The sequence below is a fragment of the Pseudomonas sp. W22_MBD1_FP4 genome, from assembly GCF_052113765.1.
GTDB classification, from domain to species: domain Bacteria; phylum Pseudomonadota; class Gammaproteobacteria; order Pseudomonadales; family Pseudomonadaceae; genus Aquipseudomonas; species Aquipseudomonas sivasensis.
In genome coordinates, this window is sequence record NZ_JBGQOI010000007.1 from 60,050 (window position 1) to 86,125 (window position 26,076).

Annotated in this window: 23 protein-coding genes; all 23 read left to right on the top strand. The window is 50.6% G+C overall.

Annotated features, from left to right (window positions below; genetic code table 11):
* The first annotated feature begins 9 nt into the window (after positions 1-9).
* The 23 genes from hisC (at position 10) to ACEN2T_RS11370 (ending at position 26,062) form a co-directional block, all read left to right on the top strand.
* Positions 10-1,122: a histidinol-phosphate transaminase gene (gene hisC / locus ACEN2T_RS11260; protein WP_032888914.1), complete on the top strand. Its 1,113-nt coding sequence runs from the start codon at positions 10-12 to the stop codon at positions 1,120-1,122.
* A gap of 28 nt (positions 1,123-1,150) precedes the next feature.
* Entirely contained in the window at positions 1,151-3,361 is a 2,211-nt protein-coding gene (locus tag ACEN2T_RS11265; protein WP_442116797.1) for a bifunctional prephenate dehydrogenase/3-phosphoshikimate 1-carboxyvinyltransferase, read from the top strand.
* A complete protein-coding gene (gene cmk / locus ACEN2T_RS11270) occupies positions 3,358-4,047 on the top strand; it encodes a (d)CMP kinase (protein ID WP_003172653.1) in 690 nt (229 codons plus the stop codon). The genes ACEN2T_RS11265 and cmk overlap by 4 nt, the downstream gene beginning before the upstream one ends.
* A 120-nt stretch (positions 4,048-4,167) precedes the next feature.
* The gene (gene rpsA / locus ACEN2T_RS11275) at positions 4,168-5,853 is read left to right on the top strand and encodes a 30S ribosomal protein S1 (protein ID WP_027604177.1); all 1,686 of its coding nucleotides are present in this window, start codon (positions 4,168-4,170) and stop codon (positions 5,851-5,853) included.
* A 146-nt stretch (positions 5,854-5,999) separates the two neighbouring features.
* Positions 6,000-6,284, top strand: coding sequence for a hypothetical protein (locus ACEN2T_RS11280; RefSeq protein WP_442116757.1), 285 nt, complete (start codon positions 6,000-6,002; stop codon positions 6,282-6,284).
* 132 nt (positions 6,285-6,416) lie between these two features.
* Complete coding sequence (gene ihfB, locus ACEN2T_RS11285) at positions 6,417-6,713, top strand: integration host factor subunit beta (RefSeq protein ID WP_032888918.1); 297 nt, start codon at positions 6,417-6,419, stop codon at positions 6,711-6,713.
* A gap of 32 nt (positions 6,714-6,745) precedes the next feature.
* The gene (locus ACEN2T_RS11290; RefSeq protein ID WP_099601435.1) at positions 6,746-6,991 is read left to right on the top strand and encodes a lipopolysaccharide assembly protein LapA domain-containing protein; all 246 of its coding nucleotides are present in this window, start codon (positions 6,746-6,748) and stop codon (positions 6,989-6,991) included.
* Between the two features lie 819 nt (positions 6,992-7,810).
* Complete coding sequence (locus tag ACEN2T_RS11295; RefSeq protein WP_442116758.1) at positions 7,811-8,866, top strand: hypothetical protein; 1,056 nt, start codon at positions 7,811-7,813, stop codon at positions 8,864-8,866.
* Between the two features lie 15 nt (positions 8,867-8,881).
* Positions 8,882-9,691, top strand: coding sequence for a glycosyltransferase family 2 protein (locus ACEN2T_RS11300; RefSeq protein ID WP_122752678.1), 810 nt, complete (start codon positions 8,882-8,884; stop codon positions 9,689-9,691).
* Positions 9,688-10,743 carry a glycosyltransferase family 4 protein gene (locus ACEN2T_RS11305; protein WP_442116759.1) on the top strand — a complete coding sequence of 352 codons (1,056 nt, stop codon included), beginning with the start codon at positions 9,688-9,690 and terminating at the stop codon, positions 10,741-10,743. Before ACEN2T_RS11300 ends, ACEN2T_RS11305 begins: the two co-directional genes overlap by 4 nt.
* On the top strand, positions 10,736-11,707 hold the full coding sequence (locus tag ACEN2T_RS11310) for an NAD-dependent epimerase/dehydratase family protein (protein WP_442116760.1): 972 nt from the start codon (positions 10,736-10,738) through the stop codon (positions 11,705-11,707). The genes ACEN2T_RS11305 and ACEN2T_RS11310 overlap by 8 nt, the downstream gene beginning before the upstream one ends.
* 428 nt (positions 11,708-12,135) lie before the next feature.
* Positions 12,136-13,635 (top strand): oligosaccharide flippase family protein, encoded by a 1,500-nt coding sequence (locus ACEN2T_RS11315; protein WP_260366599.1) that lies wholly within the window; start codon positions 12,136-12,138, stop codon positions 13,633-13,635.
* 114 nt (positions 13,636-13,749) lie between these two features.
* Positions 13,750-14,853 carry a glycosyltransferase family 4 protein gene (locus ACEN2T_RS11320; protein ID WP_442116761.1) on the top strand — a complete coding sequence of 368 codons (1,104 nt, stop codon included), beginning with the start codon at positions 13,750-13,752 and terminating at the stop codon, positions 14,851-14,853.
* Between the two features lie 4 nt (positions 14,854-14,857).
* Positions 14,858-15,817 carry a GDP-mannose 4,6-dehydratase gene (locus tag ACEN2T_RS11325; protein WP_095184200.1) on the top strand — a complete coding sequence of 320 codons (960 nt, stop codon included), beginning with the start codon at positions 14,858-14,860 and terminating at the stop codon, positions 15,815-15,817.
* Between the two features lie 30 nt (positions 15,818-15,847).
* The gene (gmd, locus tag ACEN2T_RS11330; protein ID WP_032888934.1) at positions 15,848-16,972 is read left to right on the top strand and encodes a GDP-mannose 4,6-dehydratase; all 1,125 of its coding nucleotides are present in this window, start codon (positions 15,848-15,850) and stop codon (positions 16,970-16,972) included.
* 1 nt (position 16,973) lies between these two features.
* Positions 16,974-17,951 carry a GDP-L-fucose synthase gene (gene fcl / locus ACEN2T_RS11335; protein ID WP_442116762.1) on the top strand — a complete coding sequence of 326 codons (978 nt, stop codon included), beginning with the start codon at positions 16,974-16,976 and terminating at the stop codon, positions 17,949-17,951.
* A 159-nt stretch (positions 17,952-18,110) separates the two neighbouring features.
* Positions 18,111-19,526 carry a mannose-1-phosphate guanylyltransferase/mannose-6-phosphate isomerase gene (locus ACEN2T_RS11340; RefSeq protein ID WP_095184201.1) on the top strand — a complete coding sequence of 472 codons (1,416 nt, stop codon included), beginning with the start codon at positions 18,111-18,113 and terminating at the stop codon, positions 19,524-19,526.
* A gap of 4 nt (positions 19,527-19,530) precedes the next feature.
* Positions 19,531-20,298: a glycosyltransferase family 2 protein gene (locus tag ACEN2T_RS11345; protein WP_095184330.1), complete on the top strand. Its 768-nt coding sequence runs from the start codon at positions 19,531-19,533 to the stop codon at positions 20,296-20,298.
* Positions 20,298-21,263: a UDP-glucose 4-epimerase family protein gene (locus ACEN2T_RS11350; protein WP_122764955.1), complete on the top strand. Its 966-nt coding sequence runs from the start codon at positions 20,298-20,300 to the stop codon at positions 21,261-21,263. The genes ACEN2T_RS11345 and ACEN2T_RS11350 overlap by 1 nt, the downstream gene beginning before the upstream one ends.
* Positions 21,260-22,285: an MraY family glycosyltransferase gene (locus tag ACEN2T_RS11355; protein ID WP_032888941.1), complete on the top strand. Its 1,026-nt coding sequence runs from the start codon at positions 21,260-21,262 to the stop codon at positions 22,283-22,285. The genes ACEN2T_RS11350 and ACEN2T_RS11355 overlap by 4 nt, the downstream gene beginning before the upstream one ends.
* Positions 22,286-22,376: 91 nt before the next feature.
* The gene (locus ACEN2T_RS11360) at positions 22,377-24,371 is read left to right on the top strand and encodes a polysaccharide biosynthesis protein (RefSeq protein WP_032888943.1); all 1,995 of its coding nucleotides are present in this window, start codon (positions 22,377-22,379) and stop codon (positions 24,369-24,371) included.
* A gap of 111 nt (positions 24,372-24,482) precedes the next feature.
* Positions 24,483-24,815, top strand: coding sequence for a ComEA family DNA-binding protein (locus ACEN2T_RS11365; RefSeq protein WP_032888945.1), 333 nt, complete (start codon positions 24,483-24,485; stop codon positions 24,813-24,815).
* A 602-nt stretch (positions 24,816-25,417) separates the two neighbouring features.
* Positions 25,418-26,062 (top strand): GntR family transcriptional regulator, encoded by a 645-nt coding sequence (locus ACEN2T_RS11370; RefSeq protein WP_095184205.1) that lies wholly within the window; start codon positions 25,418-25,420, stop codon positions 26,060-26,062.
* Positions 26,063-26,076 lie beyond the last annotated feature (14 nt).

The following is a 26,076-nucleotide window of genomic DNA, read 5'->3' on the forward strand; positions in this document are numbered from 1 at the left end:
GGCGTTAACATGAGTGGCAACTTCCTCGCCCTGGCTCAGCCGGGCGTGCAACAACTGTCGCCTTACGTTCCGGGCAAGCCTGTGGACGAGCTGGCGCGTGAGTTGAACCTGGATCCGTCGAAGATCGTCAAGCTGGCGAGCAACGAGAACCCGCTGGGCCCTAGCCCCAAAGTGCTGGCGGCGATTCGTGAGGAACTGGCCGAGCTGACCCGTTACCCGGATGGCAACGGCTTCGCCCTGAAGTCGTTGTTGGCGGAAAAGTGCCGGGTCGATCTGAACCAAGTGACCCTGGGTAACGGCTCCAATGACATCCTTGAGCTGGTCGGTCGCGCTTACTTGGCGCCAGGCCTGAATGCGGTGTTCAGTGAGCATGCGTTCGCGGTTTACCCGATTGTCACTCAGGCCGTCGGTGCTGACGCGCGCGTGATTCCTGCCAAGGATTGGGGGCATGACTTGCCAGCAATGCTGGCAGCAATCGACGCCCAGACCCGCGTCGTGTTCATCGCCAATCCGAATAACCCGACGGGTACCTGGTTCGATGAGCAGGCGCTCAACGAATTCCTGCAGGATGTGCCCGAGCACGTGCTGGTCGTGCTGGACGAGGCCTACATCGAATACGCAGAAGGCAGCGACTTGCCGGACGGCCTGGATTTCCTGGCGGCGTATCCGAACCTGCTGGTGTCGCGCACTTTCTCCAAGGCTTACGGCCTTGCTTCGCTGCGGGTTGGCTATGGTCTGTCCACGGCGGTGGTAGCTGACGTGCTGAACCGAGTACGCCAACCGTTCAATGTCAACAGCCTCGCCTTGGCGGCGGCTTGTGCGGCGGTGAAGGATGCCGAGTACCTGGAAGAAGGTCGGCGCATCAACGAAAACGGCATGCTGCAGTTGCAGGAAGGCTTGCGTGAGTTGGGCCTGGGCTGGATTCCGTCCAAGGGCAACTTTATTTGCGTCGACCTCGGCCAAGTGGCCGCGCCTGTTTTCCAGGGTCTGTTGCGCGAAGGTGTGATCGTGCGTCCGGTGGCTAACTACGGCATGCCCAACCACCTGCGCATCACCATCGGCTTGCCGGCTGAAAACAGCCGCTTCCTGGAAGCGCTGGCCAAGGTTCTGGCTCGTGGTTGATGTCACTGCATTGCAACCTGCTGTGCCTATGATCGGTCGCCTGGTGGTGGTCGGCCTGGGGTTGATCGGCGGCTCCTTCGCCAAAGGCCTGCGTGAAAGTGGGCTATGCGGTGAAGTGGTCGGTGTTGACCTGGACCCTCAATCGCGCAAGCTGGCGGTTGAGCTGGGCGTGGTGGATCGCTGTGAAGCGGACCTGGCGCTCGCGTGTCATGGCGCGGATGTGATCCAGCTAGCGGTGCCGATCCTGGCCATGGAGAAGTTGCTGGCGTTGTTGGCGGGTATGGACTTGGGGCAGGCGATTCTCACGGATGTCGGCAGTGCCAAAGGCAATGTGGTGCGCGCGGCGCAACTGGCATTTGGCGGGATGCCCGCGCGCTTCGTACCGGGTCACCCGATTGCTGGTTCCGAGCAGAGCGGGGTAGAGGCGTCCAATGCGCAGTTGTTCCGTCGGCATAAAGTGATCCTGACGCCGTCGGAGCAAACCGATCCCGCTGCGTTGGCGGTGGTGGATCGTCTCTGGCGTGAGTTGGGGGCGGACGTCGAGCATATGCAAGTCGAGCGCCATGACGAAGTGCTAGCGGCGACGAGTCATTTGCCGCATTTGCTGGCATTTGGTCTGGTGGACTCTTTGGCCAAGCGCAATGAGAACTTGGATATTTTCCGCTACGCAGCCGGTGGTTTCCGCGATTTCACGCGAATTGCCGGCAGCGACCCGGTGATGTGGCACGACATCTTTCTCGCCAATCGCGAAGCGGTGTTGCGTACTCTGGACACTTTCCGCAGTGATCTCGACGCCCTGCGCGATGCAGTGGATGCGGGTGATGGTCATCAATTGTTGGGTGTGTTCACCCGTGCGCGGGTGGCGCGTGAGCATTTCAGCAAGATCCTGGCGCGCCGGGCCTATGTGGAAACCGCTGTGAACGCCGACGAGTTGACCTTTGTCGCCAACCCGGGTGGCCGCTTGAGCGGGCGCATCCGTGTGCCGGGCGATAAGTCGATTTCTCATCGGTCAATCATGTTGGGCTCATTGGCCGACGGCGTGACCGAGGTCGAAGGCTTCCTTGAGGGCGAAGATGCTCTGGCGACCTTGCAGGCGTTTCGTGACATGGGAGTGGTCATTGAAGGTCCGCACCATGGGCGCGTGACCATTCATGGCGTGGGCTTGAATGGCTTGAAGCCGGCGCCGGGGCCGATTTACCTGGGGAACTCGGGCACGTCCATGCGGCTGTTGTCCGGCTTGCTGGCAGCGCAAAGCTTTGACAGCGTGTTGACTGGCGATGCGTCGTTGTCCAAGCGCCCAATGAGCCGCGTGGCCAAGCCGCTGCGGGAGATGGGCGCAGTGATCGAAACCGGGCCGCAAGGACGTCCACCGCTGACCATTCGTGGTGGGCAGTCGCTCAAAGGTTTGGACTATGTGTTGCCGATGGCCAGCGCCCAGGTCAAATCCTGTTTGTTGCTGGCCGGGCTATACGCCAAAGGCAAGACCGCAGTGACCGAGCCAGCACCTACGCGCGATCATACCGAGCGCATGTTGCGCGGTTTTGGCTATCCCGTGAGGGTGCAGGGTGCTACCGCAGCGGTTGAGTCGGGTCATACGCTGACTGCTACCCGTATTGAGGTGCCGGGGGATATTTCCTCGGCGGCGTTTTTTATGGTGGCTGCGTCGATTGCCGAGGGTTCCGAGTTATTGTTGGAACATGTCGGCATCAACCCTACCCGTACCGGGGTGATTGATATCCTGCGGCTGATGGGGGCAGATATCAGCCTGGAGCACCAGCGCGAAGTCGGTGGAGAACCTGTCGCAGACCTGCGTGTGCATGCTGCGGTTCTGAAGGGTATCGAGATCCCGGAAGCGCTCGTGCCGTTGGCCATCGATGAGTTTCCGGTGTTGTTTATTGCGGCGGCCTGCGCTGAAGGTCGGACCGTTTTGCGTGGGGCTCAGGAGTTGCGCGTGAAGGAGTCCGACCGTATCCAGGTGATGGCCGACGGTCTGCTCGCGCTAGGCGTGAAGTGTGAAGCTACCCCTGATGGGATTATCATTGACGGTGGCCTGATGGGCGGTGGTGAAGTCCATGCCCATGGCGATCACCGGATTGCCATGGCGTTCAGCGTAGCGTCCCTGCGGGCGACTGCGCCGATCCGTATCCGCGACTGCGCCAATGTTGCTACGTCCTTTCCGAATTTTCTTACACTGTGTGCCCAAGTCGGCATCCGTGTTGCCCAAGAGGCTCAATTGTGAATATCAAAGCACCGGTGATTACCATCGACGGGCCAAGCGGCTCGGGCAAAGGCACCATCGCCGGCATCCTGGCCAAGCGCCTGGGTTGGTGTCTGCTGGATTCCGGCGCGCTGTACCGGTTGCTGGCGTTTGCCGCACGCAACCATGGCGTAGACCTGACTAATGAAGAGTCCCTTAAGCTGCTGGCGGCGCACCTAGATGTGCAGTTCGTCGGGGCGACGGAAGGTCATCCCCAGCGCATCATCCTCGAAGGGGATGATGTGACGGATGATTTGCGCAACGAGCAAGTCGGTTCTTGGGCATCCCAGGTTGCCGCGCTCCCAGCTGTGCGTGACGCGTTGCTGCAGCGTCAGCGGGCTTTTCAGGAGCCGCCGGGCCTTGTGGCCGATGGTCGCGACATGGGTACCGTGGTGTTTCCCGAGGCACCGCTGAAGATTTTCCTGACGGCCAGCGCCGAGGAACGAGCTCGCCGGCGCTACTTGCAGTTGAAGGGCAAAGTCGATGGTGTTAGTCTGTCGAGTCTGCTAGATGAGATCCGTGCACGCGATGAGCGTGATACCCAGCGTGCAGTAGCCCCGCTAAAGCCGGCGGCTGATGCCATACAGTTGGATTCCACGGAGTTGTCCATCGAGCAGGTGCTGGAACGCATCTTGAGTGAAATCGCCATTCGCGATATCGCCGGGTGATCAAGAAGGCCGCAGGGGACCAGTCATAGTCCTGCGGTGGCTTCTTTTAACTGAAACTGACCCACGCCGTCTGGGGTGTGGAGATGGGCGTATTCTTCGCCCTTATCAACAGGAATTAAAATGAGCGAAAGCTTTGCGGAACTCTTTGAAGAAAGCCTAAAAACCCTGAACCTTCAGGCAGGCTCCATCATCACCGGTGTTATCGTTGATATCGATTACCAAGCTCGCTGGGTAACCGTTCACGCTGGTCTGAAGTCTGAAGCTCTGATCCCGCTGGAACAGTTCTACAACGATGCTGGCGATCTGACAATCAATGTCGGTGACGAAGTTCACGTTGCTCTGGACTCGGTTGAAGACGGTTTCGGTGAAACCAAGCTGTCCCGTGAAAAAGCCAAGCGCGCTGAATGCTGGATTGTTCTCGAAGCAGCCTTCGCAGCTGAAGAAGTGGTCAAGGGCGTTATCAACGGTAAGGTTAAAGGCGGCTTCACTGTCGACGTTAACGGCATCCGTGCGTTCCTGCCAGGTTCTTTGGTCGACGTTCGTCCTGTGCGCGACACCACGCACTTGGAAGGCAAAGAACTCGAATTCAAGGTCATCAAACTCGACCAGAAACGCAACAACGTTGTCGTTTCCCGTCGCAGCGTTCTGGAAGCAGAGAACTCCGCCGAGCGTGAAGCTCTGCTGGAATCCCTGCAGGAAGGCCAACAAGTCAAAGGTATCGTCAAAAACCTCACCGATTACGGCGCATTCGTCGATCTGGGTGGCGTCGATGGCCTGCTGCACATTACCGATATGGCTTGGAAGCGTATCAAGCATCCTTCCGAAATCGTCAACGTTGGCGACGAGATCGATGTAAAGGTTCTGAAGTACGATCGTGAGCGTAACCGCGTTTCCCTGGGCTTGAAGCAGCTGGGCGAAGATCCATGGGTTGCTATCAAAGCTCGCTACCCAGAAAGCACTCGCGTTACCGCGCGTGTTACCAACCTGACCGACTACGGCTGCTTCGCTGAGCTGGAAGAAGGCGTGGAAGGCCTGGTACACGTTTCCGAAATGGACTGGACCAACAAGAACATCCATCCTTCGAAAGTCGTACAAGTCGGCGACGAAGTGGAAGTTATGGTTCTGGACATCGACGAAGAGCGTCGTCGTATCTCCCTGGGCATCAAGCAGTGCAAATCTAACCCATGGGAAGATTTCTCTGGCCAGTTCAACAAGGGCGATAAAATCTCCGGCACCATCAAGTCGATCACCGATTTCGGTATCTTCATTGGTCTGGACGGCGGCATCGACGGCCTGGTTCACCTGTCCGACATCTCCTGGAACGAAGTTGGCGAAGAAGCTGTTCGTCGTTTCAAGAAGGGCGACGAGCTGGACACCGTTATCCTGTCGGTTGACCCAGAGCGCGAGCGTATCTCCCTGGGTATCAAGCAACTGGAAAGCGATCCGTTCTCCGAGTACGTTCAAGAGAACGACAAAGGCGCAATCGTTAAAGGCACTGTGAAAGAAGTTGACGCCAAAGGCGCCATCATCGTTCTGGCCGACGATATCGAAGCGACTCTGAAAGCCTCCGAAATCAGCCGTGACCGCGTTGAAGACGCGCGCAACGTTCTGAAAGAAGGCCAAGAAGTAGAAGCCAAGATCATCAGCGTTGATCGCAAGAGCCGCGTGATCCAACTCTCCATCAAGTCGAAAGATGAAGTGGAAGAGAAAGAAGCAATCCAGAGCCTGAAATCGGCTCCGGAAGCTGCAACCGGCGAGACCACTATGGCCTCCCTGCTGCGCGAAGCAATGGCTAAGCAGAACTAAGTTCTGTAACGCTATAAAAAGGGCGACTTCGGTCGCCCTTTTTTGTGCCTGGAATTTGTTGATTTAACAAACGAGAACCAAGGCGCGCAGCTCAGTGTCATAGTCACTATAGCTTTGAAAAAAGCTCGCCCGGAATAAGGATCTCAATGAACAAGCTTGTCGTGATGCTCGCATTGGTAATGCTTGTCGGCTGCTCTGTCACTAGCGCTAAAACTCACGCCAGGCGCGGTGTCAGCGGCATCGAGGTCGATTGCTCTGGCCTTGGTAATCATTGGGATAAGTGCGAACAGCGCGCCGCTCGCGAATGCAAGATGCAGAGCTACAAGGTTATCACCCGGTCAAGCGACGCCAAGGACGAAGAGGGCGACTATTTTTTTGGCTTGAACCCGGCTGGAGCTGTCACCCGCACGATGCTTGTGATCTGCAATTAGGCACGTTACTTGTTTGATACTTATGTTTATTCAGCCAGGAGATAAGTTGAAACATGGGCTGTTCAAATTCATCAAGTCATGCTAAAACCTTCGAAGCGCTTTTCCTAGCTGCTTGAAAAAGAAGGGAAAAATATGACGAAGTCGGAGTTGATCGAACGAATTGTCACCCACCAAGGACTGCTCTCATCCAAAGATGTTGAGTTGGCTATCAAGACCATGCTTGAGCAAATGTCCCAGTGCCTGGCCACTGGGGATCGTATTGAGATTCGTGGGTTCGGGAGCTTTTCGCTGCACTATCGTGCGCCTCGTGTAGGTCGTAATCCAAAGACGGGCCAGTCAGTCAGCCTTGATGGGAAATTCGTGCCTCACTTCAAGCCGGGCAAGGAGTTGAGGGATAGGGTGAATGAAGACGAGGAAGACGGCGTCTGACTCGGCTATCTATTGTTATGGAGGCGAACGCTATGGCTAGAATATTACGGATTCTTTTAGGTGTGGTCTTAATGGTCATTACCTTTGCAGTCGTTGGGTTTGTTTTGGAAAATCAGCAGGCTGTTGTGCTCTCATTCTTTGGTTGGTCGACCGGTGAGGCTCCAGTAGCCGTGTTTGTTGTATTTGCTTTGATTATCGGCATGTTAATCGGCCCATTCTTAGGATTGTTTAAGCGGAGCGTTGCGCAGCGTGACCTTGGTACGGCCAAGCACTTATGAGGGGGGGCGCGGAGTGTCCTTCGGTATGTGGCTGGCATCTTAGCTGATCCTGAGCTTAAGCCATCTGGAAGTAGCTGGTTGTTAATTGGTTTGAATGGGCCCGTCATCCTCAAATTTTACGCGCTCTAGCCTCTCCCTGTCCCGATTTGCTTACGGTGCACTGCCGTAATTTTCGCTATAGCTGCTCAGATAATTCTTACAGTAAGTTCAGAACTTTTGCGAATGTAGTTGCTCTGTGTTGAATAAAAGGTTTTGCACTATAATAATTGGCCTTCTCAGAGTAATCGGAGCTGAGTCCAGTTATTGATCTGCACAGTTTTCAATTTTATCGGGTTGGCATTTCTCTGGTAACGAATGAATCACTGCTGCTGGCTGAACTGGCTGGTTATCAAAATTGAAGCCCTGCTCCTTGAGGTCACTCACGGGCGCCTGTTCTCTCGCTGTTGCGTCAGTGAGTGGGGCTGAGTGGCAGGGCATGGCAATGACGAGCGCTCAGCATCGAATCTTCAAGACCCAGTGCTATGACCTAGTGTGCTCAATATCATGAAAAGCCTGCCAGAGTCAGTAAGTTGAGAACTATATGATAGGAACAAGGCTAGTTAATTCAGATTTTATGAGTAGGTGGGCCACTGCTGTCTGCGAATGGATTATGAAAGTAATAGCTGAGTACTATACTGGAGTGCTATTGACTCACTCAACGATGAGCGAAATTCATACATTTACGTACTTATCGATCCACGGCAGGTCTGTGTGAAATACTTATGTTATATACTCGGTGTCTTAATTGTCTTCCCGTTGAAGATTTTAAGCGTTGGTAGTGTGAACTATAAGTTTGATGAGATTTTGCTTGTATGCATTTTTGTTATTTTATTTTGTACTCGAGGCATAGCGTTTAGACCGCTGGTATATTGTGGTCTTATATTTCTATACTTAGCTTATGGTGCTCTGGCTATATTGGATAGCGGTCTTGTCATTAATTATCAGGTTTATTTTCGCCTGCTTCAGATCGTATTAATCATTGTTGTTGTGTCAATGATGTCTGACGGCGAAAGAGTGAAGATGCTTGACGGTATTGCCAGTTGGGGGCCAGTCTTCGCTTTATGTATAGTCTTCTATCTCATTTTTATACTCGACTATTCTTTTGATCTGCTGTTGGATAGCCAGCAGTACTACAAAGACTTTTTTAATGGAAAAACCACTTTTTTAAGTGTGCATATAAATACCGTTGGTACGATTTTGCTGTTGTCGATCTATCTTAACTTGTTAAAATTCCAGGTGACTAGAAATAAAGTATATGTTTTACTCTCTGCTTTTATGCTGTTGCCTTCGATAATGCTTTTGTCCAAGGGAGACCTGCTTGCCATTTTAATAGCTCTCGTCTTTTTTTGTTTTTCGAAATTAAAGATGTCGTATTTGTTTTTTGTGTGTTTGGCAGTTGGTGGCTTAATAGCGGGCTATGGCTTAAATCTTGCTAAATTTGATTCGACACGAGAAGCCCTGTATAGCACGGCATTGCAAGCATTTATTAGTAATCCACATGGATATGGGATTGGTACAGAGCGCCAAGTAATATTCGCTTCCTCTGGGATAAATTATCCTGCGCATAATTTTTTATTAAGTGCCGCGCTAGAGACTGGGGTCCTAGGCGTTATTTTTTTTCTGGCGTTGATTCTTTACAGCTATCTGAGAAACAAAGATTCGGTGGCGAGGGCTTTTTTAATAGCGTTTGTCGTAGTCGGCTCGTTTGGAAATGTTATGTATTTTTATAAATACCATTTTGTATTTTTTATTATAATAAATGGTTTTTATGATCGGGCGTACTGTCAAGCCGTTGCGTTACGAGGTAAGGCTTCAGGCGCAATCGACACACATTAATTGAGGCGGCTAGTAATGGCTAAGGCTAAAATCGGGATTGTTATTGCTACGTTTAATAGTGGGCGTACGCTGCGCGAATGTTTAGATAGCATTCAGGCGCAAGATTTTAAAGATGTGGATTTGTATGTTCAGGATGGCGGTAGCACTGACGATACGCTGGCGATTTTAAGTGAATATAACTTTGTCCGATTCTCCAGCGAAAAAGACTCTGGAGTATATTGCGCCTGGAATAAAGCATTGAAGCAGGTGAGTGCTGAATGGATAGTGTTTATGGGCAGTGATGACTATTTCAGCTCTCCGTCCGCGTTATCCTCCGTGCTTGAATATCTTGACGCCGCGGATCGGCAGGATTTGAGGTTGGTTTACGGTAGAAATATACTCGTCGATCAATCTGGCGGCTTGATTGATGAGGTTGGAGTTCCTTGGAGTGAGGCAAAAAATGATTTATCCAAGAGGATGACCATTCGTCATCCTGGTTGTTTTCATCATGTATCCTTGTTTGAGAAAATCGGCGGGTTTAATGAGAATTATAAGGTAATAGGTGACTATCATTTTATTTTACGCGCTCTCGTCGGTAGCGATGCAGGGTTCTATCCTTTCTCTATCGTGTCCCACCGAGTGGGAGGGCTCAGTAATAAGCCAAGCTTGATGATGTCGATCATTCGTGAAAATTTTAGGCTTCGAAAAGAGTTGGCATTAACTCCGTTGTATCTAGTTGACGGAATTTTCATAAAACGGTTGGTTATTTTTTTGATGAGCTGTGTTTTGGGTGATCGTGGAGTAATGAAACTGCTGTCCATTTATGGTGGGATTGTGAAGAAATGAAAATCTGCTATGTGGTTCCTGCAATCGTCAATAAGGCCCCTATTCTAGTAGCCTTGCAATTGTGCGAGCAGATGCTTCGTCGTGGGCACGATGTCACCGTTCTTTATTTTGACGAGCGTGTCGATATAGGTTTTTTGGAAGGCGCAAGATTCGAGCGAGTGAGTTTTTATAAAAAATTTGATTTTTCGGGTTATGACATAGTTCATTCCCATCTCTTGAGGGCTGATGCATTTGTATTTAAAAATAAATCATTCTTTTCGAGTGTTCGCTATGTGAGTACGCTGCATAATTACGTAGAGAAGGAGCTTTATTTTCATTACAATAAACTTGTTTCTGTTGTGTTTAGTTTCGTTTGGAATGTGTGCTGGACGAGGCATGACCGCCTTGTCGTGTTAAGTGACCATTCTATGCAGTATTACTCCAAGTTTTCATATAATAAAAAACTCTCCAGGGTTTACAATGGCAGGGATATCGTTGTTAATTATGAATTGATCGAAGATTGGTGTGCCGCTGAGATAAATAATCTGAAAAGCAAGGTTGATTTTTTGTTAGGTACGTACTGTGTGCTCACCGCAACAAAAGGTGTCGATCAGTTAGTGAGATTGTTGGCTCTTAATACCAGGCTGGGGCTTGTGGTTATTGGTGACGGTCCAGAGAAAAATATCTTACAGGATCTTAGTGTTTCTCTAGGCGTCGATAGTCGCTGTGTTTTTATTTCTTCAATTCCCTATGCACATCAGTGCAATGTTTTTTTTGATATATTTGCGATGCCTTCTCGTTCTGAAGGCTTTGGGCTTGCTCTGATTGAAGCGGCTCTCCACTCAAAGAAAATAGTGTGCTCTGATATTCCAATCTTTCGCGAGCTTTTTGATGAAGATGCGGTTTCTTTTTTTAAACTAGATGATATTGTCGGTCTTAATGCTGCGGTTGTGCAAAGTTTGGTCGAAGAGTCAAAAGGCTCGGTTGTTCTGAGTGTTGCTTGTGAAAAATATAGTTCTTTTACAATGGCATCGAACTATCTTGAAGTTTATGAGGAGCTAACGCGTGACTAATGTCAAAGTTCTGGTTACAGGTGGGTCCGGTTTTATAGGGACTAACCTGGTGTGTCGGTTAAAGATATTAGGATATAAGGTTCTAAGCTTGGATGTGGCTCAGCCTAGAAATTTAAATAATCTTGATGTTCATCTCTCCTGCGATATTTGTGATGTGGATAGTGTCAGAGAGGCTTTTGATTCGTTTAAGCCGGATTATGTCTTTCACCTCGCAGCACGTACAGATCTCCGGGGCAAAAGTTTGGACGATTATCCCGAAAACATTGTAGGTGTCGAGAACTTGTGCTCGGTACTGTCTTCGGTGGACTACGTTAAGCATGCAGTCTTCGCTTCCAGTATGTTGGTTTGTAAAGCAGGTCACATACCATCGTCAATAGAGGATGTTTCCCCAACTACAGTTTATGGGGAGAGTAAGGTCCAGGGGGAGAGCATTGTTAAGAGATGGATTGATCGCATGCCTAGATGTTCTATTGTAAGGCCTACATCTATTTGGGGGCCTTGGTTCGGAGAACCGTACCGTAACTTCTTTGATATAGTACTTGCTGGTCGATATATTAGAATTGGCAAAAAATCGAGTACAAAGACGTATGGATATGTCGAAAACTGTGTGAATCAGATGATTTCAATTTCTCAGCAGCCAAATAATGCGGTCGAATATTATTACATAGGTGATGCAAAGCCTTTGAATGTAGATGGATGGAGTTTGAGTATCGCATCGCTTGCAGGCGTTAGACGTCCAGTTAAAGCACCGATGTTTTTTTTCTATTTCTTGGCGTTGATTGGTGATGTTTGTAACTCAGTAGGATTGAGATTTCCGTTTACTAGTTTTCGTCTGAAGAATATGACAACTGATAATGTCGTCGATTGTTCTCCAGCCGAGAAGTCAAATTCTTATCCTGTTGTGGATAAGCAGGAAGGTATTAAAAAGACGCTGTCATGGCTAAAGAATTCCTCGGCCAATTAATAACTTAGCTGGCCGATATTGCGTTGGGTTACGTTCTAAGATTCGTTCACGTTTTTGGTTTTCTGAATGTTTATAGCGTCTTTATCCAGCGCCTGAGTATGGGCTGGTTTGATCGTCGAATAACGAAACTTTACTGTGCTTGCGCCGGAGAGCCCTTGAATTTCAAATTTTGTAATTTCTCAAGACTTTTCAGTGTGTCAAGATCATGCTAAAGTTATTGGTGTTGCTGAAGATTTGTTCGTGGCGGTCTTGAATCCCGCGGTCGGACCTAGTAGCTTCTTGTAAGCGTTCATGGGTAGAGGCTTACAGAGCCAGCGTTGACTATATACTTGTATTTCTAGAGCCATTATTTATCAGTAAATATAATCGAATGGTTTCTAGGATGAGTTTTTTTGAAGTAAGATTTATGTGTTAAAGGGTTATGCCGCATGAATAGCGTTCTTAAAAATGTAGCGGCAAATTTTTTGGGGCAGGGTTGGGCTGCTCTTATGGGTATCTGTTTCGTACCCTTGTATCTTAAGTTTATTGGTATTGAGGGTTACGGGTTAATAGGCTTTTTCGTAATTCTATCTTCTGCTATGTCGATGCTTGATGGCGGATTTGGTGCTGTGGCAACTAAAGAGGCCTCTGTTTATGAGTCGGCTTCGTCGCTGGAAAAGAAAAAAGTTATTCTATTGTTGAGAAGTGTTGAGTGGGTTTTTTGGGGTATTGCACTCACTGCTGGTGCGGTGGTGATATTGTTAGCGCCGCTGATTTCCAATTATTGGTTGGATATAAGTCCTGATAAGCTGGATTCTGTGACTCAATCGTTAAGAGTAATGGGTGGGGCGCTTGTTCTTCAGTTTCCTATAGCATTTTACTATGGTGCTCTTACAGGTCTTCAAAAGCAGGTTGAATTAAATATTGCAACTTCCATCTTTGCGACTTTCCGTTCGGGTGGAACGGTGTTGGTCTTGTGGCTGGTTTCTCCAACGGTTGAATGGTTTTTTATTTGGCAGTGCGTAATAAATCTTTTGACTGTTTTTATTTTGCGTATTCAACTCATTCGCGAGTTGGCAGGCTGGACGGATTCTATTTCTTTCTCTCTTGATACGCTTCGCCGCCTTCGAGGTTTTGCAGTGGGAGTAGGGGCGACGAATGCACTTGCGTTTCTACTGATGCAAGCGGATAAGATAGTTTTGTCAAAGACGTTGTCATTAACAGATTTTGGTTATTACATGCTCGCTTGGACGCTGGGTACGATCGCTTTCAGGCTTATATCTCCAGTTTTCAATGCTTATTACCCGAAGATAGTGGCATCTGTTGCTTCTGGTAATGCCGTAGAGGCATTTGGCTATTATATTAGGGCGAGTCAAATACTGTCGATGTTGGTAATACCGTTTTCTGTATGGATTGCATTTTACAGTCATCAGGTGCTTTCGTTATGGACGCAGGATCAACATATCGCCGCTGCGGCGAGTGGGCCCTTGATGATACTGGTTCTCGGCACCATGATTCATTCATTCATGAATATGCCTTATGCATTGCAATTAGCTCACGGATGGACGCGTTTCAGCGTCTGGCAAAACTTTATAGCTGCCGTTCTTGTGGTTCCATTAACGTATTATTTGGCTGCCTCTTATGGGTTGGCGGGCAGTGCTTGGCCTTGGCTATTATTGAATATCGGTTTTTTTACCTTCTGTCCTCCGATTGTCTTTAAGAAGTTAAATATTAAACCTGCGAAGACCTGGTACATAGACGCCATTTTTATTCCGTTTGTTATTTCGGTTTCGCTACTCTATTTTTTTAAAAGCGTTTTTGATCTGCTAGCTATCGATAATCCCGTTGTGATGTTGTTGTCGCTAGGGATAACTTATATTGCAGTGGCACTTCGTTTGTTTGTTTTTAGTGTTGATATTCGAAAGATAACGTGGCGAAATGCGGTGTGATATAGATTTTACATAAATGATAGGCTTACTTTGATAAGTAGTCGTTCGAAATTTAATGCAATGCAAGCTCGATTTTAAACAGATTGGGCTTTGTTTTCTTTCGGGAACAGACATATGCGAGTTGCGTTCGATCACCAAATATTCTCATTGCAAAATTATGGGGGGATCTCTCGTTATTTTGCTCGTATCGCCGAGCAGATGGTTAGCGCGGGTAATGATGTGGGTATTTTCTCACCTCTTCATCGCAATGCCTATCTGAAGGAGTTACCCGAGGGAATTGTTCGTGGCCGCTGGATGGAAAAGTACCCGCCTCATACGGCTCGGCTGATACTCGCTTACAACCGCCTTAAAGGGCGGTCGGAAATGAGTCGTTGGCAGCCTCAGATAGTGCATGAGACCTATTACAGTCGCCGCCCAAGTTTTATCTCGGAGAAGTGCCCGGTCGTACTAACGGTTTACGATATGATCCATGAATTGTATCCCGAAAGCTTTTCATCTCAAGATAAAACGACCGCGCTCAAGCAGCAGGCTGTCGAGCGTGCTGACCACGTTATTTGCATTTCGGAAAGCACACGTCAGGACCTTATGCGGTTGTTTGCAGTCCCCGAGAGTAAGTTGTCAGTCGTTCATTTAGGCTTTGAGCAATTTAAAAAAGTTACCGGAAAAAAATATTGTAATTTATCCAGGCCCTATTTGCTTTATGTCGGCGCACGCTACGCTTACAAAAATTTCGCCGGATTGCTCCGTGCCGTAGCACGCTCCAAGCGATTAAAGTCCGATTTTGATATTGTCGCTTTTGGCGGCGGAGAGTTTTCTCAAGACGAACAGGCGTTGATGCAAAGTCTTGGTTTTAGTGCGGGTCAGGTGCGGCAGATCGGCGGTGATGATGCGTTGCTGGGGCAGCTCTATGAGGGTGCAAAGGCCTTTGTTTATCCTTCTGTTTATGAGGGCTTCGGTCTTCCACCTTTAGAGGCAATGGCGCACTCTTGTCCTGTTGTCAGCAGCAGCACCAGTTCCATGCCTGAGATCATCGGCAATGCGGGGGCTTTTTTTGACCCCGGTAATGATGACGAAATGGCTGTGGCGATAGAGAGAGTGGTTTATTCTGACAGCGAAGTTGCGAGGTTGGTTGGGCTCGGTCTTGAGCGCTTAAACCATTTCTCATGGCAGCGGTGTGGCCAGGAAACATTATCGATCTATAATTCATTACAAAGGTAATACTTTGGAATACTCAGAAAAAACCGCCCTGATTTGCGGTGTGAGCGGCCAGGATGGTGCTTATCTCGCGAGGCTGTTGCTTAGCAAGGGCTATACCGTCTGGGGTACTTCTCGGGATGCGCAGGGATCTTCATTCGTCAACCTCAAGCGACTGGATATCTTTCCTCGGGTGAAACTTCTGTCGATGGTGCCTGAAGACTTTCGAAGCGTTTTCATGGCTCTTAAGCGCAGTCAGCCTGATGAAGTCTATTATCTGGCGGGGCAGTCGTCGGTTGGTTTGTCTTTTGAGCAGCCCGCCGAAACGATCCAGAGTATTACCTTGGGTACGCTCAATATGCTTGAGGCCTGCCGGATGACAGAGCGTCCGATTCGCTTTTATCAAGCAGGATCAAGTGAGTGTTTTGGGGATACCAACGGTGAGCCCGCCGCTGAGGGGATGGCGTTCCACCCTCGTAGCCCTTATGCAGTGGCTAAGTCTTCGGCGTTCTGGTTGGTCGATAACTATCGTGAAGCTTATAATCTCTTCGCCTGTACAGGGATCTTGTTTAATCACGAATCTCCATTGCGCCCCTCTAGATTTGTAACACAAAAAATTGTCACGACAGCGAAACGAATTGCTGCTGGCTCTGATGAGCGATTAACTCTTGGACGCCTGGATATCGCTCGAGATTGGGGGGCCGCCTCAGAGTATGTCGATGCGATGTGGAGGATGCTGCAGTGTGATGAGCCGAGCGATTTTGTGATAGCCACGGGTCAAACCCATACGCTTGAAACCTTTGTTGCTGAGGCGTTTACACAGTTGGGCCTCGATTGGAAGGCTTATGTCGATCAATCCACTGAATTTTTCAGGCCTACTGATCTATTGGTCAGTCGAGCTTGCCCCGCTAAGGCCGAGCAGGTCTTGGGGTGGAAAGCCCAGTCGACGATGCCTGATGTCATTACCAGCATGTTAAATGCGATTTAATAGTAAATCTAAGAATTTTAGGACGTAGATATGACCCTGAAAAAAGCGTTAATTACTGGGATCACTGGCCAAGATGGCTCGTACTTGGCTGAACTTTTGCTGGAAAAAGGCTATGAAGTTCACGGCATCAAACGACGCGCATCGTCCTTCAATACGCAGCGTGTTGATCATATCTATCAGGATCCGCATGTTGATAATCAGCGTTTTATCTTGCATTACGGGGACCTTACTGACTCGTCGAACCTGACTCGTATTATTCAGGAAGTTCAGCCCGACGAGGTTTACAATCTGGGGGCACAGTCACATGTGGCTGTGAGCTTTGAGTCGCCGGAATACACTGCTGATGTCGATGCGATGGGTACGCTGCGAATTCTTGAGGCCATTCGTTTGCTTGGGCTTGAGAAAAAAACCCGTTTCTACCAAGCCTCAACCTCTGAACTCTATGGCTTGGTACAAGAGACCCCACAAAAGGAAACCACCCCTTTTTATCCACGGTCGCCGTACGCCGTTGCCAAACTTTATGCCTACTGGATCGTGGTTAATTACCGCGAAGCCTATGGCATGCACGCATGTAACGGGATTCTTTTCAATCACGAGTCGCCACGACGTGGTGAGACTTTCGTGACCCGTAAAATCACTCGTGGCTTGGCAAATATTGCTCAGGGACTTGAGCAGTGTCTCTACATGGGCAACATGGACGCGCTTCGCGATTGGGGTCACGCGAAAGACTATGTTCGTATGCAATGGATGATGCTGCAACAAGATGTTCCCGAAGATTTTGTTATCGCAACCGGCGTTCAGTACTCGGTGCGTGAGTTCATTCGCTGGTCTGCCGCTGAACTGGGACTGACCTTGCGTTTTGAGGGCACTGGCGTAGATGAGCGGGGCATCGTGGAATCTATTGTTGGCGACAAGGCACCTGCGCTGAAAGTCGGAGATGTACTGGTTAGTGTCGACCCGCGCTATTTCCGCCCCGCTGAAGTTGAAACGCTGCTTGGCGACCCTACCAAAGCGAAAACAAAGCTGGGTTGGGTGCCAGAAATTACCGCCCAGGAGATGTGTGCTGAAATGGTTCGCGAAGACTTGAAAGTCGCCCAGCGTCACGCGCTGCTGAAGAATCATGGTTACGATTTGCCGGTGTCGTTGGAGAATTAATATGTCACGTCAATTGAGCGAATGTGTTTTTGTTGCTGGCCACAAGGGGATGGTAGGTTCGGCCATTGTTCGACGCCTGCGAGCGTTGGGTTACACCAATATTGTGACCCGCGACAGGGCTCAATTGAATCTGTTGGATCAGCTTGCGGTAATGAATTTTTTTGCTGAGACCAAGATAGAGCAAATCTATATGGCCGCTGCCAAGGTGGGTGGCATTCATGCGAACAACACCTACCCGGCTGAGTTTATCTACGAAAACCTTATGATGCAGGCAAACGTCATCCATGCTGCGCATCAGCACGACGTGCAAAAAATGCTATTCCTCGGTTCGTCGTGTATTTATCCCATTAACGTCAAGCAACCGATGCCTGAAGAGGCGCTCTTGACGGGAACGCTTGAGCCTACCAATGAGCCTTATGCCATTGCGAAGATTGCCGGGATCAAGCTATGTGAGAGTTATAATCGCCAATATGGACGCGATTATCGCAGTGCTATGCCTACTAACTTGTACGGTCCTAATGACAACTTCCACCCGCAGAACTCCCATGTAATACCCGCACTCTTGCGTCGCTTTCACGATGCAGTCGAAGAAGGCGTTGAAGAGGTTGTTATATGGGGTAGTGGTTCGCCGATGCGTGAATTCCTGCATGTGGATGATATGGCCAGTGCGTCGGTCCACGTCATGGAGTTGGATCAGAACCAGTATGGCGCCTATACCCAACCGATGCTTTCTCATATCAACGTAGGTACGGGCGAAGACTGCACCATTCGCGAACTGGCTCAAACCATCGCGAAGGTTACTGGGTTCAAGGGGCGCCTAAGCTTTGACAGCACAAAGCCAGACGGGCCGCCAAGGAAACTGATGGATGTTTCGCGTCTTGAGCGATTGGGGTGGCGTGCGAGCATCAGCCTCGAAGAGGGGCTTCGCGACGCATACGCCTGGTTCTCCGAGAACGCCTTGCACGCTCGCTCGCGCTAGCCTTTGTTGCTTGGGGGTGGCTCGTCGGCTTGCGCATTTTTTTCAAATGGCGCCGGCACCGTAAAGTTCAGGTTTCAGGCGTTGACCTGGTCCACTTTTAGTGGCTATTAGTGAGCGCGCTTATGTTGCGGCGTCGATCTCGGCCTTAAGGATGTTTGAATGTTTCTTCCAGTAATCATGGCGGGTGGCTCAGGTACCCGGCTATGGCCACTCTCCCGTCAATTGAACCCCAAGCAGTTTCTCCCCTTGGTGGATGCCGATATGACGATGCTCCAGGCCACTATCAAGCGCCTTGATGGGCTTGAGCATGGGGCGCCGCGATTGATTTGCAACGAACATCATCGCTTTCTGGCTGCCGAACAACTTCGGCAGTTGGGTCTGGACGACGCGAACATCATCCTTGAACCGGTAGGCCGCAACACTGCCCCAGCTATTACACTGGCAGCCCTGCAGGCACTCGCTGAGCAGGATGATCCAATCATGCTCGTCTTGGCGGCTGATCACTTGATTCAAGATGTCGAGGCGTTCCAGAGAAGCATCGCTACGGCGCTTGCGCTGGCGGAGTCTGGCAAGTTGGTCACCTTCGCCATTACGCCTACGTGCCCTGAGACGGGGTATGGCTATCTTCAGCTGGGTGCGCCTGTTGGATCGGGAGGGTTCAAGGTCAGTCGTTTCGTTGAAAAACCTGACTTGGTTACCGCTCAGTCCTACCTCGCTCAGGGCGATTACTTCTGGAATAGCGGCATGTTCATGTTTAGAGCCAGTCGCTATATTCAGGAGTTGGAAAAATTTCAACCGGAAATTGTGTCGGTATGTCGGGAAGCCTTGGCGGGTGGGCAACAAGATATGCATTTTACTCGGGTCGACAGTGCCATTTTCGCGACCAGCCCTGATGTCTCCATTGACTACGCAGTGATGGAGAAGACTTCAGACGCCGTCATGGTTCCTTTAGATGCCGGCTGGAGTGATATCGGGTCCTGGTCTGCTCTTTGGGAGGCAGGCGAGAAAAATGCAGACGGTAATCTGTTCAAAGGTGACGTGTTGTCTGAGAAAACCTCCGGCAGCTACGTTCATGCCACACATCGTTTGGTCACCACTGTTGGTGTAAATGACCTGATTATCGTGGAGACCAAGGACGCAGTCCTCGTTGCACACAAAGATCAAGTTCAGGAAGTTAAGAAAATCGTTGATCAACTCAAGGCGGGCAAACGCCACGAGCATACCGACCATCGCGAGGTCTATCGCCCTTGGGGTTTTTACGACTCTATTGATAGTGGCGAGCGCTATCAGGTCAAAAGAATTACCGTAAAACCAGGCGAGAAGCTCTCAGTGCAGATGCACCATCACCGCGCGGAGCACTGGGTGGTTGTCAGCGGTACTGCCCGCGTGACTAATGGTGATAAGACGTATCTCGTTACCGAGAACCAATCTACATTTATCCCTATTGGACAGATTCATGCACTGGAGAACCCTGGAATCATTCCGCTAGAACTGATTGAGGTTCAGTCGGGATCTTACTTGGGAGAGGATGATATTGTCCGGTTTGAAGATGTTTACGGCCGTGTAAAGGGTTGATGTGTTGAAAATTTCGATTATCACGGTCTCCTACAACAGCGAAAAAACGATCAGGGATACTATTGAGTCCGTATTGGCTCAGACGTATTTGAATATCGAATATATAGTTATAGATGGTGGTTCCAAGGACAATACGATGGGTATTGTTGGTGAATATGCTGCGTCTATCGCAACCATCGTGAGTGAGCCGGATCGCGGCATATACGACGCTATGAACAAAGGTATCGCGTTGGCCACGGGTGATGTTATCGGCATTCTCAACTCCGACGATTTCTATGAAAGTCCTACATCGTTAGAGAGCGTTGCAGCCGCGTTTCGTCTGAATCCAGAAAGTGCGCTCGTCTTTGGTGATGTTGTTTTTGTAAATCCTGAGGACTTGCAGCGGGTCACGCGTGTCTATAGCGCTTCACATTTTCGCTCGTGGAAGCTGCGGTTTGGGTGGATGCCTCCCCATCCAGGTACATTTGTACGCAAAGAGGCTTACGCCGACGTTGGCGCTTATTCCATGTTGTACGCCATCTCCGCAGATTACGAGATGTTTGTTCGCCTGCTCCTGATTAAAAAACTCAGATTTTCGCATATTGATAAGGTCCTGGTTCGCATGCGCTCGGGCGGCGTCAGTACCTCCGGTATAAAAAGTAGTCTGAAACTAAATCGGGAAATTGTTCTGGCGTGCAAGCGTAATGGGATATACACCAACTTGCTTATGGTGCTGAGTAAAATTCCATTCAAATTGCTGGAATACCTAAAGCGCTCGGGGACAAAGAACTGATGGACCATATCTTTATTACCGGAGCTACCGGTTTTTTGGGTAAAGATCTGATCCGCCGTTTGCAATCAGATAAGAAGTATCGCCTGTCTGCCTCCGTGCGTACCGCCGCGACAAGGTTAGATAGCGACGTTTCGGCCCATGTCATGGGCGATATTGATTCGACGACCGCATGGGGGCAGGCATTGGCGGGTGTGGATGTTGTTGTCCACTGCGCTGCTCGTGTGCACATAACGACCGACGATTCTGCTGATCCGCTACAAGCTTTTCGTGACATCAATGTTAAAGCTACCTTGCACCTGGCAAGGGAGGCCGCCGCCGCCGGCGTTCGCCGTTTTGTCTTTATCAGTTCGATCAAGGTCAACGGTGAAGTGTCGCCGGCTGGCACACCGTTCTGCGCCGATGATGAGCCGAACCCGGCTGACGCGTATGGCCTGTCTAAATGGGAAGCCGAAAAGGGGCTTCTACTACTCGCTGAGGCCGTCGAGATGGATATCGTCATCATCCGGCCAGTGCTTATCTATGGCCCCGGAGTAAAAGCAAACTTTTTGAACATGATGCGTTTTCTGTCCAAGGGAATCCCGTTGCCTTTGGGCGCCATACATAACAAACGCAGCCTTGTCGCGCTTGAAAACGTATCGGATCTGATTGTTACTTGCCTGGATCACCCTGCTGCCAGCAATCAAGTCTTTCTCGTCAGTGACGGTGAAGACCTTTCTACGACTGAACTATTGCGCAGGTTGGCACATGCATTACACGCACCCGCCCGCTTGATTCCCATTCCTTCGCGCTTTTTGACGTTCGTCGCTAAGCTATTCCGCATGTCGGGGCTCTCTCAGCGCCTGTGCGGAACGCTGCAGGTCGATATTCGCAAGACCCGCTCGCTGTTGGGGTGGGCACCTCGTGTCAGCGTTGATCAAGCTCTGAATGGCGCAGCTCGACATTATCTGGATACGAATAAACGATGAATTTTCTCTGGTTGCTCCCTGTCCTGGCGGGCATTTCCCTTCTGTTGACGTGGCAGCTGCGCCGTTATGCATTGTCAGCAAGCTTGATCGATACTCCGAACGCCCGTAGCTCACATTCAGTACCCACGCCCAGAGGCGGTGGCGTCGCGATTGTGATCAGCTTTCTCGCTGCTGTGCCTGTGCTCGCTTTTGCGGACCTTATTCCCTGGTCATGGGCGTGGGGCATGTTGGGGGCTGGCCTGGGCGTTGCCGTTCTGGGGTTCATGGATGACCACGGGCATATCGCAGCGCGCTGGCGCTTGCTTGGCCATTTCCTTGCAGCGGTATGGGTATTGTTTTTCCTTCAAGGCCTGGCGCCGCTAAAGATCTTCGGGCATTTGATTGACCTGGGTTGGCTAGGCAACTTCCTGGCTGTGCTTTATTTGGTGTGGTTACTAAATCTCTACAACTTCATGGACGGTATCGATGGTATTGCAAGCATCGAGGCGTTGTGTGCTTGCCTGGGAATGTGTGTCGTTTATGGCGTGGCGGGGCATGCACAACTGGTCTGGACGCCGCTGGTGTTCAGCATGGCGGTAGTAGGTTTTTTGTATTGGAACTTCCCTCCTGCGCGAATCTTCATGGGCGATGCAGGGAGTGGTTTTATCGGCATCATACTGGGGGCGTTTTCTTTACAGGCGTGTCTTATATCGCCTCAGTTGTTCTGGGCATGGCTGATAATGCTGGGTGTGTTTATTGTCGATGCTACCTTTACGTTGATACGTCGGCTGTTGCGTGGGGACAAGGTTTACGAAGCGCATCGCAGTCACGCCTATCAGTTTGCTTCCCGGCAGATCGGCAGGCACCGGCCGGTCACGCTGGCTGTTGCGTGTATTAATATTTTCTGGCTCCTTCCGGTGGCCCTGGCTGTAGTGTTGCTTGATTTAGATGGGGTTCTAGGCTTGGTTGTTGGTTATGTACCGTTGGTCTGGTTGGCAATAAAGTTTAATGCGGGTTCTTTAGAGCCAGCCAATACGCCCTGATTGTCATTAAGGCGCAGATGCGAATTAAGGTAGTCTGATAATGAGGCCACCCCTGCCTTTTTTCAGGCAGATGTAACTTTGGAGAGTAAGGATGGATCGGCTGCGCACGCTGCTACTTGGCCTACCAAGGCGTTATAAGCGCGTTCTACAGGTGCTGACTGACATCGTTGTGGTGTGGGCCGCGTTGTGGATGGCTTTTGTCGTGCGCCTGGGCATCGACGAGATGATCAATCCGGTCAGACAGCATTTATGGCTGTTCATTGCCGCGCCTATCGTTGCCATTCCCTTGTTTGTGCGATTCGGTATGTACCGGGCGGTTATGCGTTATTTCGGTAATGATGCGCTGATCGCGATCATCAAAGCAGTCAGCCTGTCATCGTTGATCCTGGCGCTGGTGGTTTACTGGTATAGCAACCATCAGAACGTCGTCCCGCGTTCGATTGTTTTCAATTATTGGTGGCTAAGCCTGATCATGATTGGCGGCCTGCGCCTGGGGATGCGTCAATATTTCCTTGGGGATTGGTTCACCGCCACCCAGCATGTGCCGTTTACCAATCGTGATGACGGCTTGATCAAAGTCGCTATCTACGGTGCTGGGTCTGCCGGTAACCAATTGGTCGCCGCATTGCGCATGGGGCGTGTCATGCGTCCTGTGGCGTTTATCGACGACGATCCCGGGATTTCTGATCGTGTTATCTCGGGTTTGCATGTTTATAAACCCCGGCATATTCAACAAATGATCGACGCGACAGGTGTTCAGGAAATTCTCTTGGCCATCCCCTCGTCCAATCGTGGTCGGCGGCGTGAAATCCTGTCCTTTCTTGAAGGTTTCCCTCTGCACGTTCGCAGTGTTCCCGGCTTCATGGATCTGGCCAGCGGACGCGTCAAGGTCGACGATATCCAGGAGGTCGATATTGCAGACTTGCTAGGACGTGATGCAATCCCAGCCCAAGGCGAACTGCTTGAACACTGTATTAAAAGTCAAGTTGTACTGGTTACGGGGGCAGGTGGGTCAATTGGTTCAGAACTCTGCCGGCAGATTATATCCCTCAAACCTACGACGTTATTATTGTTCGACCATAGCGAATTTAACCTGTACACCATTTTGTCTGAGTTGGAACAACGTATTACTCGCGAATCTTTGCCGGTAAAACTTTTGCCGATACTCGGTTCAGTACGTAACCAAGGCAAGTTGCTCGATGTTATGAAAACCTGGCATGTAGACACTGTCTATCATGCAGCTGCTTACAAGCATGTGCCGATGGTAGAGCACAATATCGCTGAAGGTGTGTTGAACAATGTCATCGGCACGCTCAATACGGCGCAAGCTGCACTTCAGTCTGGCGTGGCCAACTTTGTATTGATTTCGACTGACAAGGCCGTACGTCCAACTAACATCATGGGGAGCACCAAACGGCTGGCGGAATTGACGCTGCAAGCCCTGAGTCGAGAACTCGCCCCGGTATTGTTCGGCGATAAGGCGAATATCTCCCGCGTCAACAAAACCCGCTTCACTATGGTTCGCTTCGGCAACGTGCTGGGCTCCTCGGGCTCAGTCATTCCGTTGTTTCACAAACAGATCAAATCCGGTGGTCCCCTGACGGTTACCCATCCGAAAATCACGCGGTATTTCATGACGATCCCGGAGGCGGCCCAACTGGTCATTCAAGCTGGGTCCATGGGGCAGGGTGGGGATGTATTCGTGTTGGACATGGGCGAGCCGGTGAAAATTGTCGAGCTCGCAAAAAAGATGGTGCATCTATCCGGGCTCAGTGTGCGTTCTGACGAGAACCCTCAAGGTGACATCTCGATCGAGTTCACCGGCCTGCGCCCCGGCGAAAAGCTTTACGAAGAGTTACTCATCGGCGACAACGTGGTCGCCACTCAACACCCCATGATCATGAGCGCCAACGAAGATCATCTGTCTTGGGAAGTGCTTAAAGGCAAGCTCTCGGACTTATTGGCTGCCGTGGATCAAGACGACTACGCCCGCGTCCGTCAACTCCTGCGCGACACCGTCAGCGGCTACTCCCCAGACGGAGAGATCGTCGATTGGATTTACCAGCAACGCCGTCTCGAGCCTTGATTTAATACTCTGTTACTCAACCGTTTTTGACGAATTTCCAACATCACCTACGTTTGAAAAGCAGCTTCGGAAAAGCTGCTTTTCTTTCAACGATGTCATGGAGCGTCACCAATGCAGAACACCTACATCTCTTCGCTGATTTTCGCCGTTCTTACAACCCTCTCCGTCGCCAGCACCGCGGCCCCTTCCATCAAGCCTGAAGCCCCAACCCCTATCAGCGCTCAGATGGCCAAGGCCGAGCAATCCGCCAAGGTCAACCTTAACGCCGCAGACGCCGAGACCCTGCGTCGGGATCTGTTCGGTATTGGCGCTGCCAAAGCCAAGGCAATCATCGCCTACCGCGAAAGCAATGGCCCATTCACGGCGGTGGATGAGTTGCTGGAAGTGAAGGGTATCGGCAAGGCGCTGTTGGAGAAGAACCGCGACAGGCTGGTGATCAACTAAACCCCAAGGGGCCGGTCATTGATCGGCCTCTTTCTTCTGTTAGTTCCGCGCTTCACGTTCCCCCGCACCACATCTATGTTCCACCTCACCAATTGTGGGTCTTAGACTCTCCTGGCAAGGACTTATGCGCCTACCAGTGTCGACATCTTCCCCAGCCTCTCTGCGCCGCAACGCCCATCTCCCAGCGCCGTTTCAATTTGCTCAAGTCTTACGTCGATAGGGTTCGTTATCGCACTGGGCTGGTCGCTCAGATCTATTTCGGAAAACATTGTTGGCAGCGGGAAGCCGTGGTCCGGGGGAGGACATGTGCCGTTCCGACAGGTAGTTGTCGACAAATACATCCAGCGGTCTTTGCTGACTGAACAGGTTGTCGCGATGGGCGTCCAGGTCCGCAGCTGATCTGTGAAGGCCGGGCGCTTCCTTGATGATGCATGGGTGAGTTTGGGTTTTGTGACGATGTAAACAACGTATAAGGCGGCTCAAGCCACAGGCTGGCATTTTAACCAACCTTAACTTTTTACACCCATATCGCCCGTTCTGGAGGTTGGCATGAAACGTGATTACCTCCAGACAGAAGATTGTTCAACAATCATGAGGCGATGATGACACCCAATATGTCTTTAGCAGACCAGATTGCTTTGGAGCTGCGTGCCGACATCATCAGCGGGCGGTTATTGCCGGGTATGGCCCTGGTCGAGGCGGATTTGGTCACGGCCTACAGTGCGTCGCGCAATACGATTCGCGAAGCCCTCCACCGTTTGGGGCAGGAGGGCTTGACCCGTTATGTGCGCAACAAGGGTGTGATGGTCCGGCGATTGGAGCGGGAGGAAGTTCGCGATCTATTTGTTGTCCGCCGCACACTGGAATTGCAGGCCATCGCACAAAGCAAAGCGTTGACGGACGATCAATCTGAACGCATGCAAAACGCCATCGACGCCACTACCCTGGCCCGTGAGCGCGAAGATTGGCGTGCCGTGGCCACCCACAGTTTGTTGTTCCATCAGCACATCGTCGGGTTGATGCGCAGCCCCTTGTTCGATGAGTTTTTCGCCCGGGTCATCGCCCAGCTACGCCTCGTGTTTTGTGCGGCGCCCGATGAGCAGCGTTTTCAGTCACCTTGGCTTGAGCGTGACCGCGAGATTTACGCGTTATTGGTCCAGGCGAACAAACACGCGGCAGGGGAGGCGATGAGCCTGTACCTGGAAGATTCCGAACGCCTGTCGTTGGCGTTGTTTACCCACCCCTGATCGAGGATTTGCAC

What these genes read in the sequence shown, in the direction of transcription:
- ACEN2T_RS11305 (WP_442116759.1), top strand. Translation starts at nt 9,688, where the DNA reads ATGAAAATCTGCTATGTGGTTCCTGCAATCGTCAATAAGGCCCCTATT.
- ACEN2T_RS11265 (WP_442116797.1), top strand. Translation starts at nt 1,151, where the DNA reads ATGATCGGTCGCCTGGTGGTGGTCGGCCTGGGGTTGATCGGCGGCTCC.
- ACEN2T_RS11320 (WP_442116761.1), top strand. Translation starts at nt 13,750, where the DNA reads ATGCGAGTTGCGTTCGATCACCAAATATTCTCATTGCAAAATTATGGG.
- ACEN2T_RS11350 (WP_122764955.1), top strand. Translation starts at nt 20,298, where the DNA reads ATGGACCATATCTTTATTACCGGAGCTACCGGTTTTTTGGGTAAAGAT.
- ACEN2T_RS11300 (WP_122752678.1), top strand. Translation starts at nt 8,882, where the DNA reads ATGGCTAAGGCTAAAATCGGGATTGTTATTGCTACGTTTAATAGTGGG.
- ACEN2T_RS11365 (WP_032888945.1), top strand. Translation starts at nt 24,483, where the DNA reads ATGCAGAACACCTACATCTCTTCGCTGATTTTCGCCGTTCTTACAACC.
- ACEN2T_RS11340 (WP_095184201.1), top strand. Translation starts at nt 18,111, where the DNA reads ATGTTTCTTCCAGTAATCATGGCGGGTGGCTCAGGTACCCGGCTATGG.
- rpsA (WP_027604177.1), top strand. Translation starts at nt 4,168, where the DNA reads ATGAGCGAAAGCTTTGCGGAACTCTTTGAAGAAAGCCTAAAAACCCTG.
- gmd (WP_032888934.1), top strand. Translation starts at nt 15,848, where the DNA reads ATGACCCTGAAAAAAGCGTTAATTACTGGGATCACTGGCCAAGATGGC.
- ACEN2T_RS11290 (WP_099601435.1), top strand. Translation starts at nt 6,746, where the DNA reads ATGGCTAGAATATTACGGATTCTTTTAGGTGTGGTCTTAATGGTCATT.
- hisC (WP_032888914.1), top strand. Translation starts at nt 10, where the DNA reads ATGAGTGGCAACTTCCTCGCCCTGGCTCAGCCGGGCGTGCAACAACTG.
- ACEN2T_RS11315 (WP_260366599.1), top strand. Translation starts at nt 12,136, where the DNA reads ATGAATAGCGTTCTTAAAAATGTAGCGGCAAATTTTTTGGGGCAGGGT.
- ACEN2T_RS11360 (WP_032888943.1), top strand. Translation starts at nt 22,377, where the DNA reads ATGGATCGGCTGCGCACGCTGCTACTTGGCCTACCAAGGCGTTATAAG.
- ihfB (WP_032888918.1), top strand. Translation starts at nt 6,417, where the DNA reads ATGACGAAGTCGGAGTTGATCGAACGAATTGTCACCCACCAAGGACTG.
- ACEN2T_RS11355 (WP_032888941.1), top strand. Translation starts at nt 21,260, where the DNA reads ATGAATTTTCTCTGGTTGCTCCCTGTCCTGGCGGGCATTTCCCTTCTG.
- fcl (WP_442116762.1), top strand. Translation starts at nt 16,974, where the DNA reads ATGTCACGTCAATTGAGCGAATGTGTTTTTGTTGCTGGCCACAAGGGG.
- ACEN2T_RS11370 (WP_095184205.1), top strand. Translation starts at nt 25,418, where the DNA reads ATGACACCCAATATGTCTTTAGCAGACCAGATTGCTTTGGAGCTGCGT.
- ACEN2T_RS11280 (WP_442116757.1), top strand. Translation starts at nt 6,000, where the DNA reads ATGAACAAGCTTGTCGTGATGCTCGCATTGGTAATGCTTGTCGGCTGC.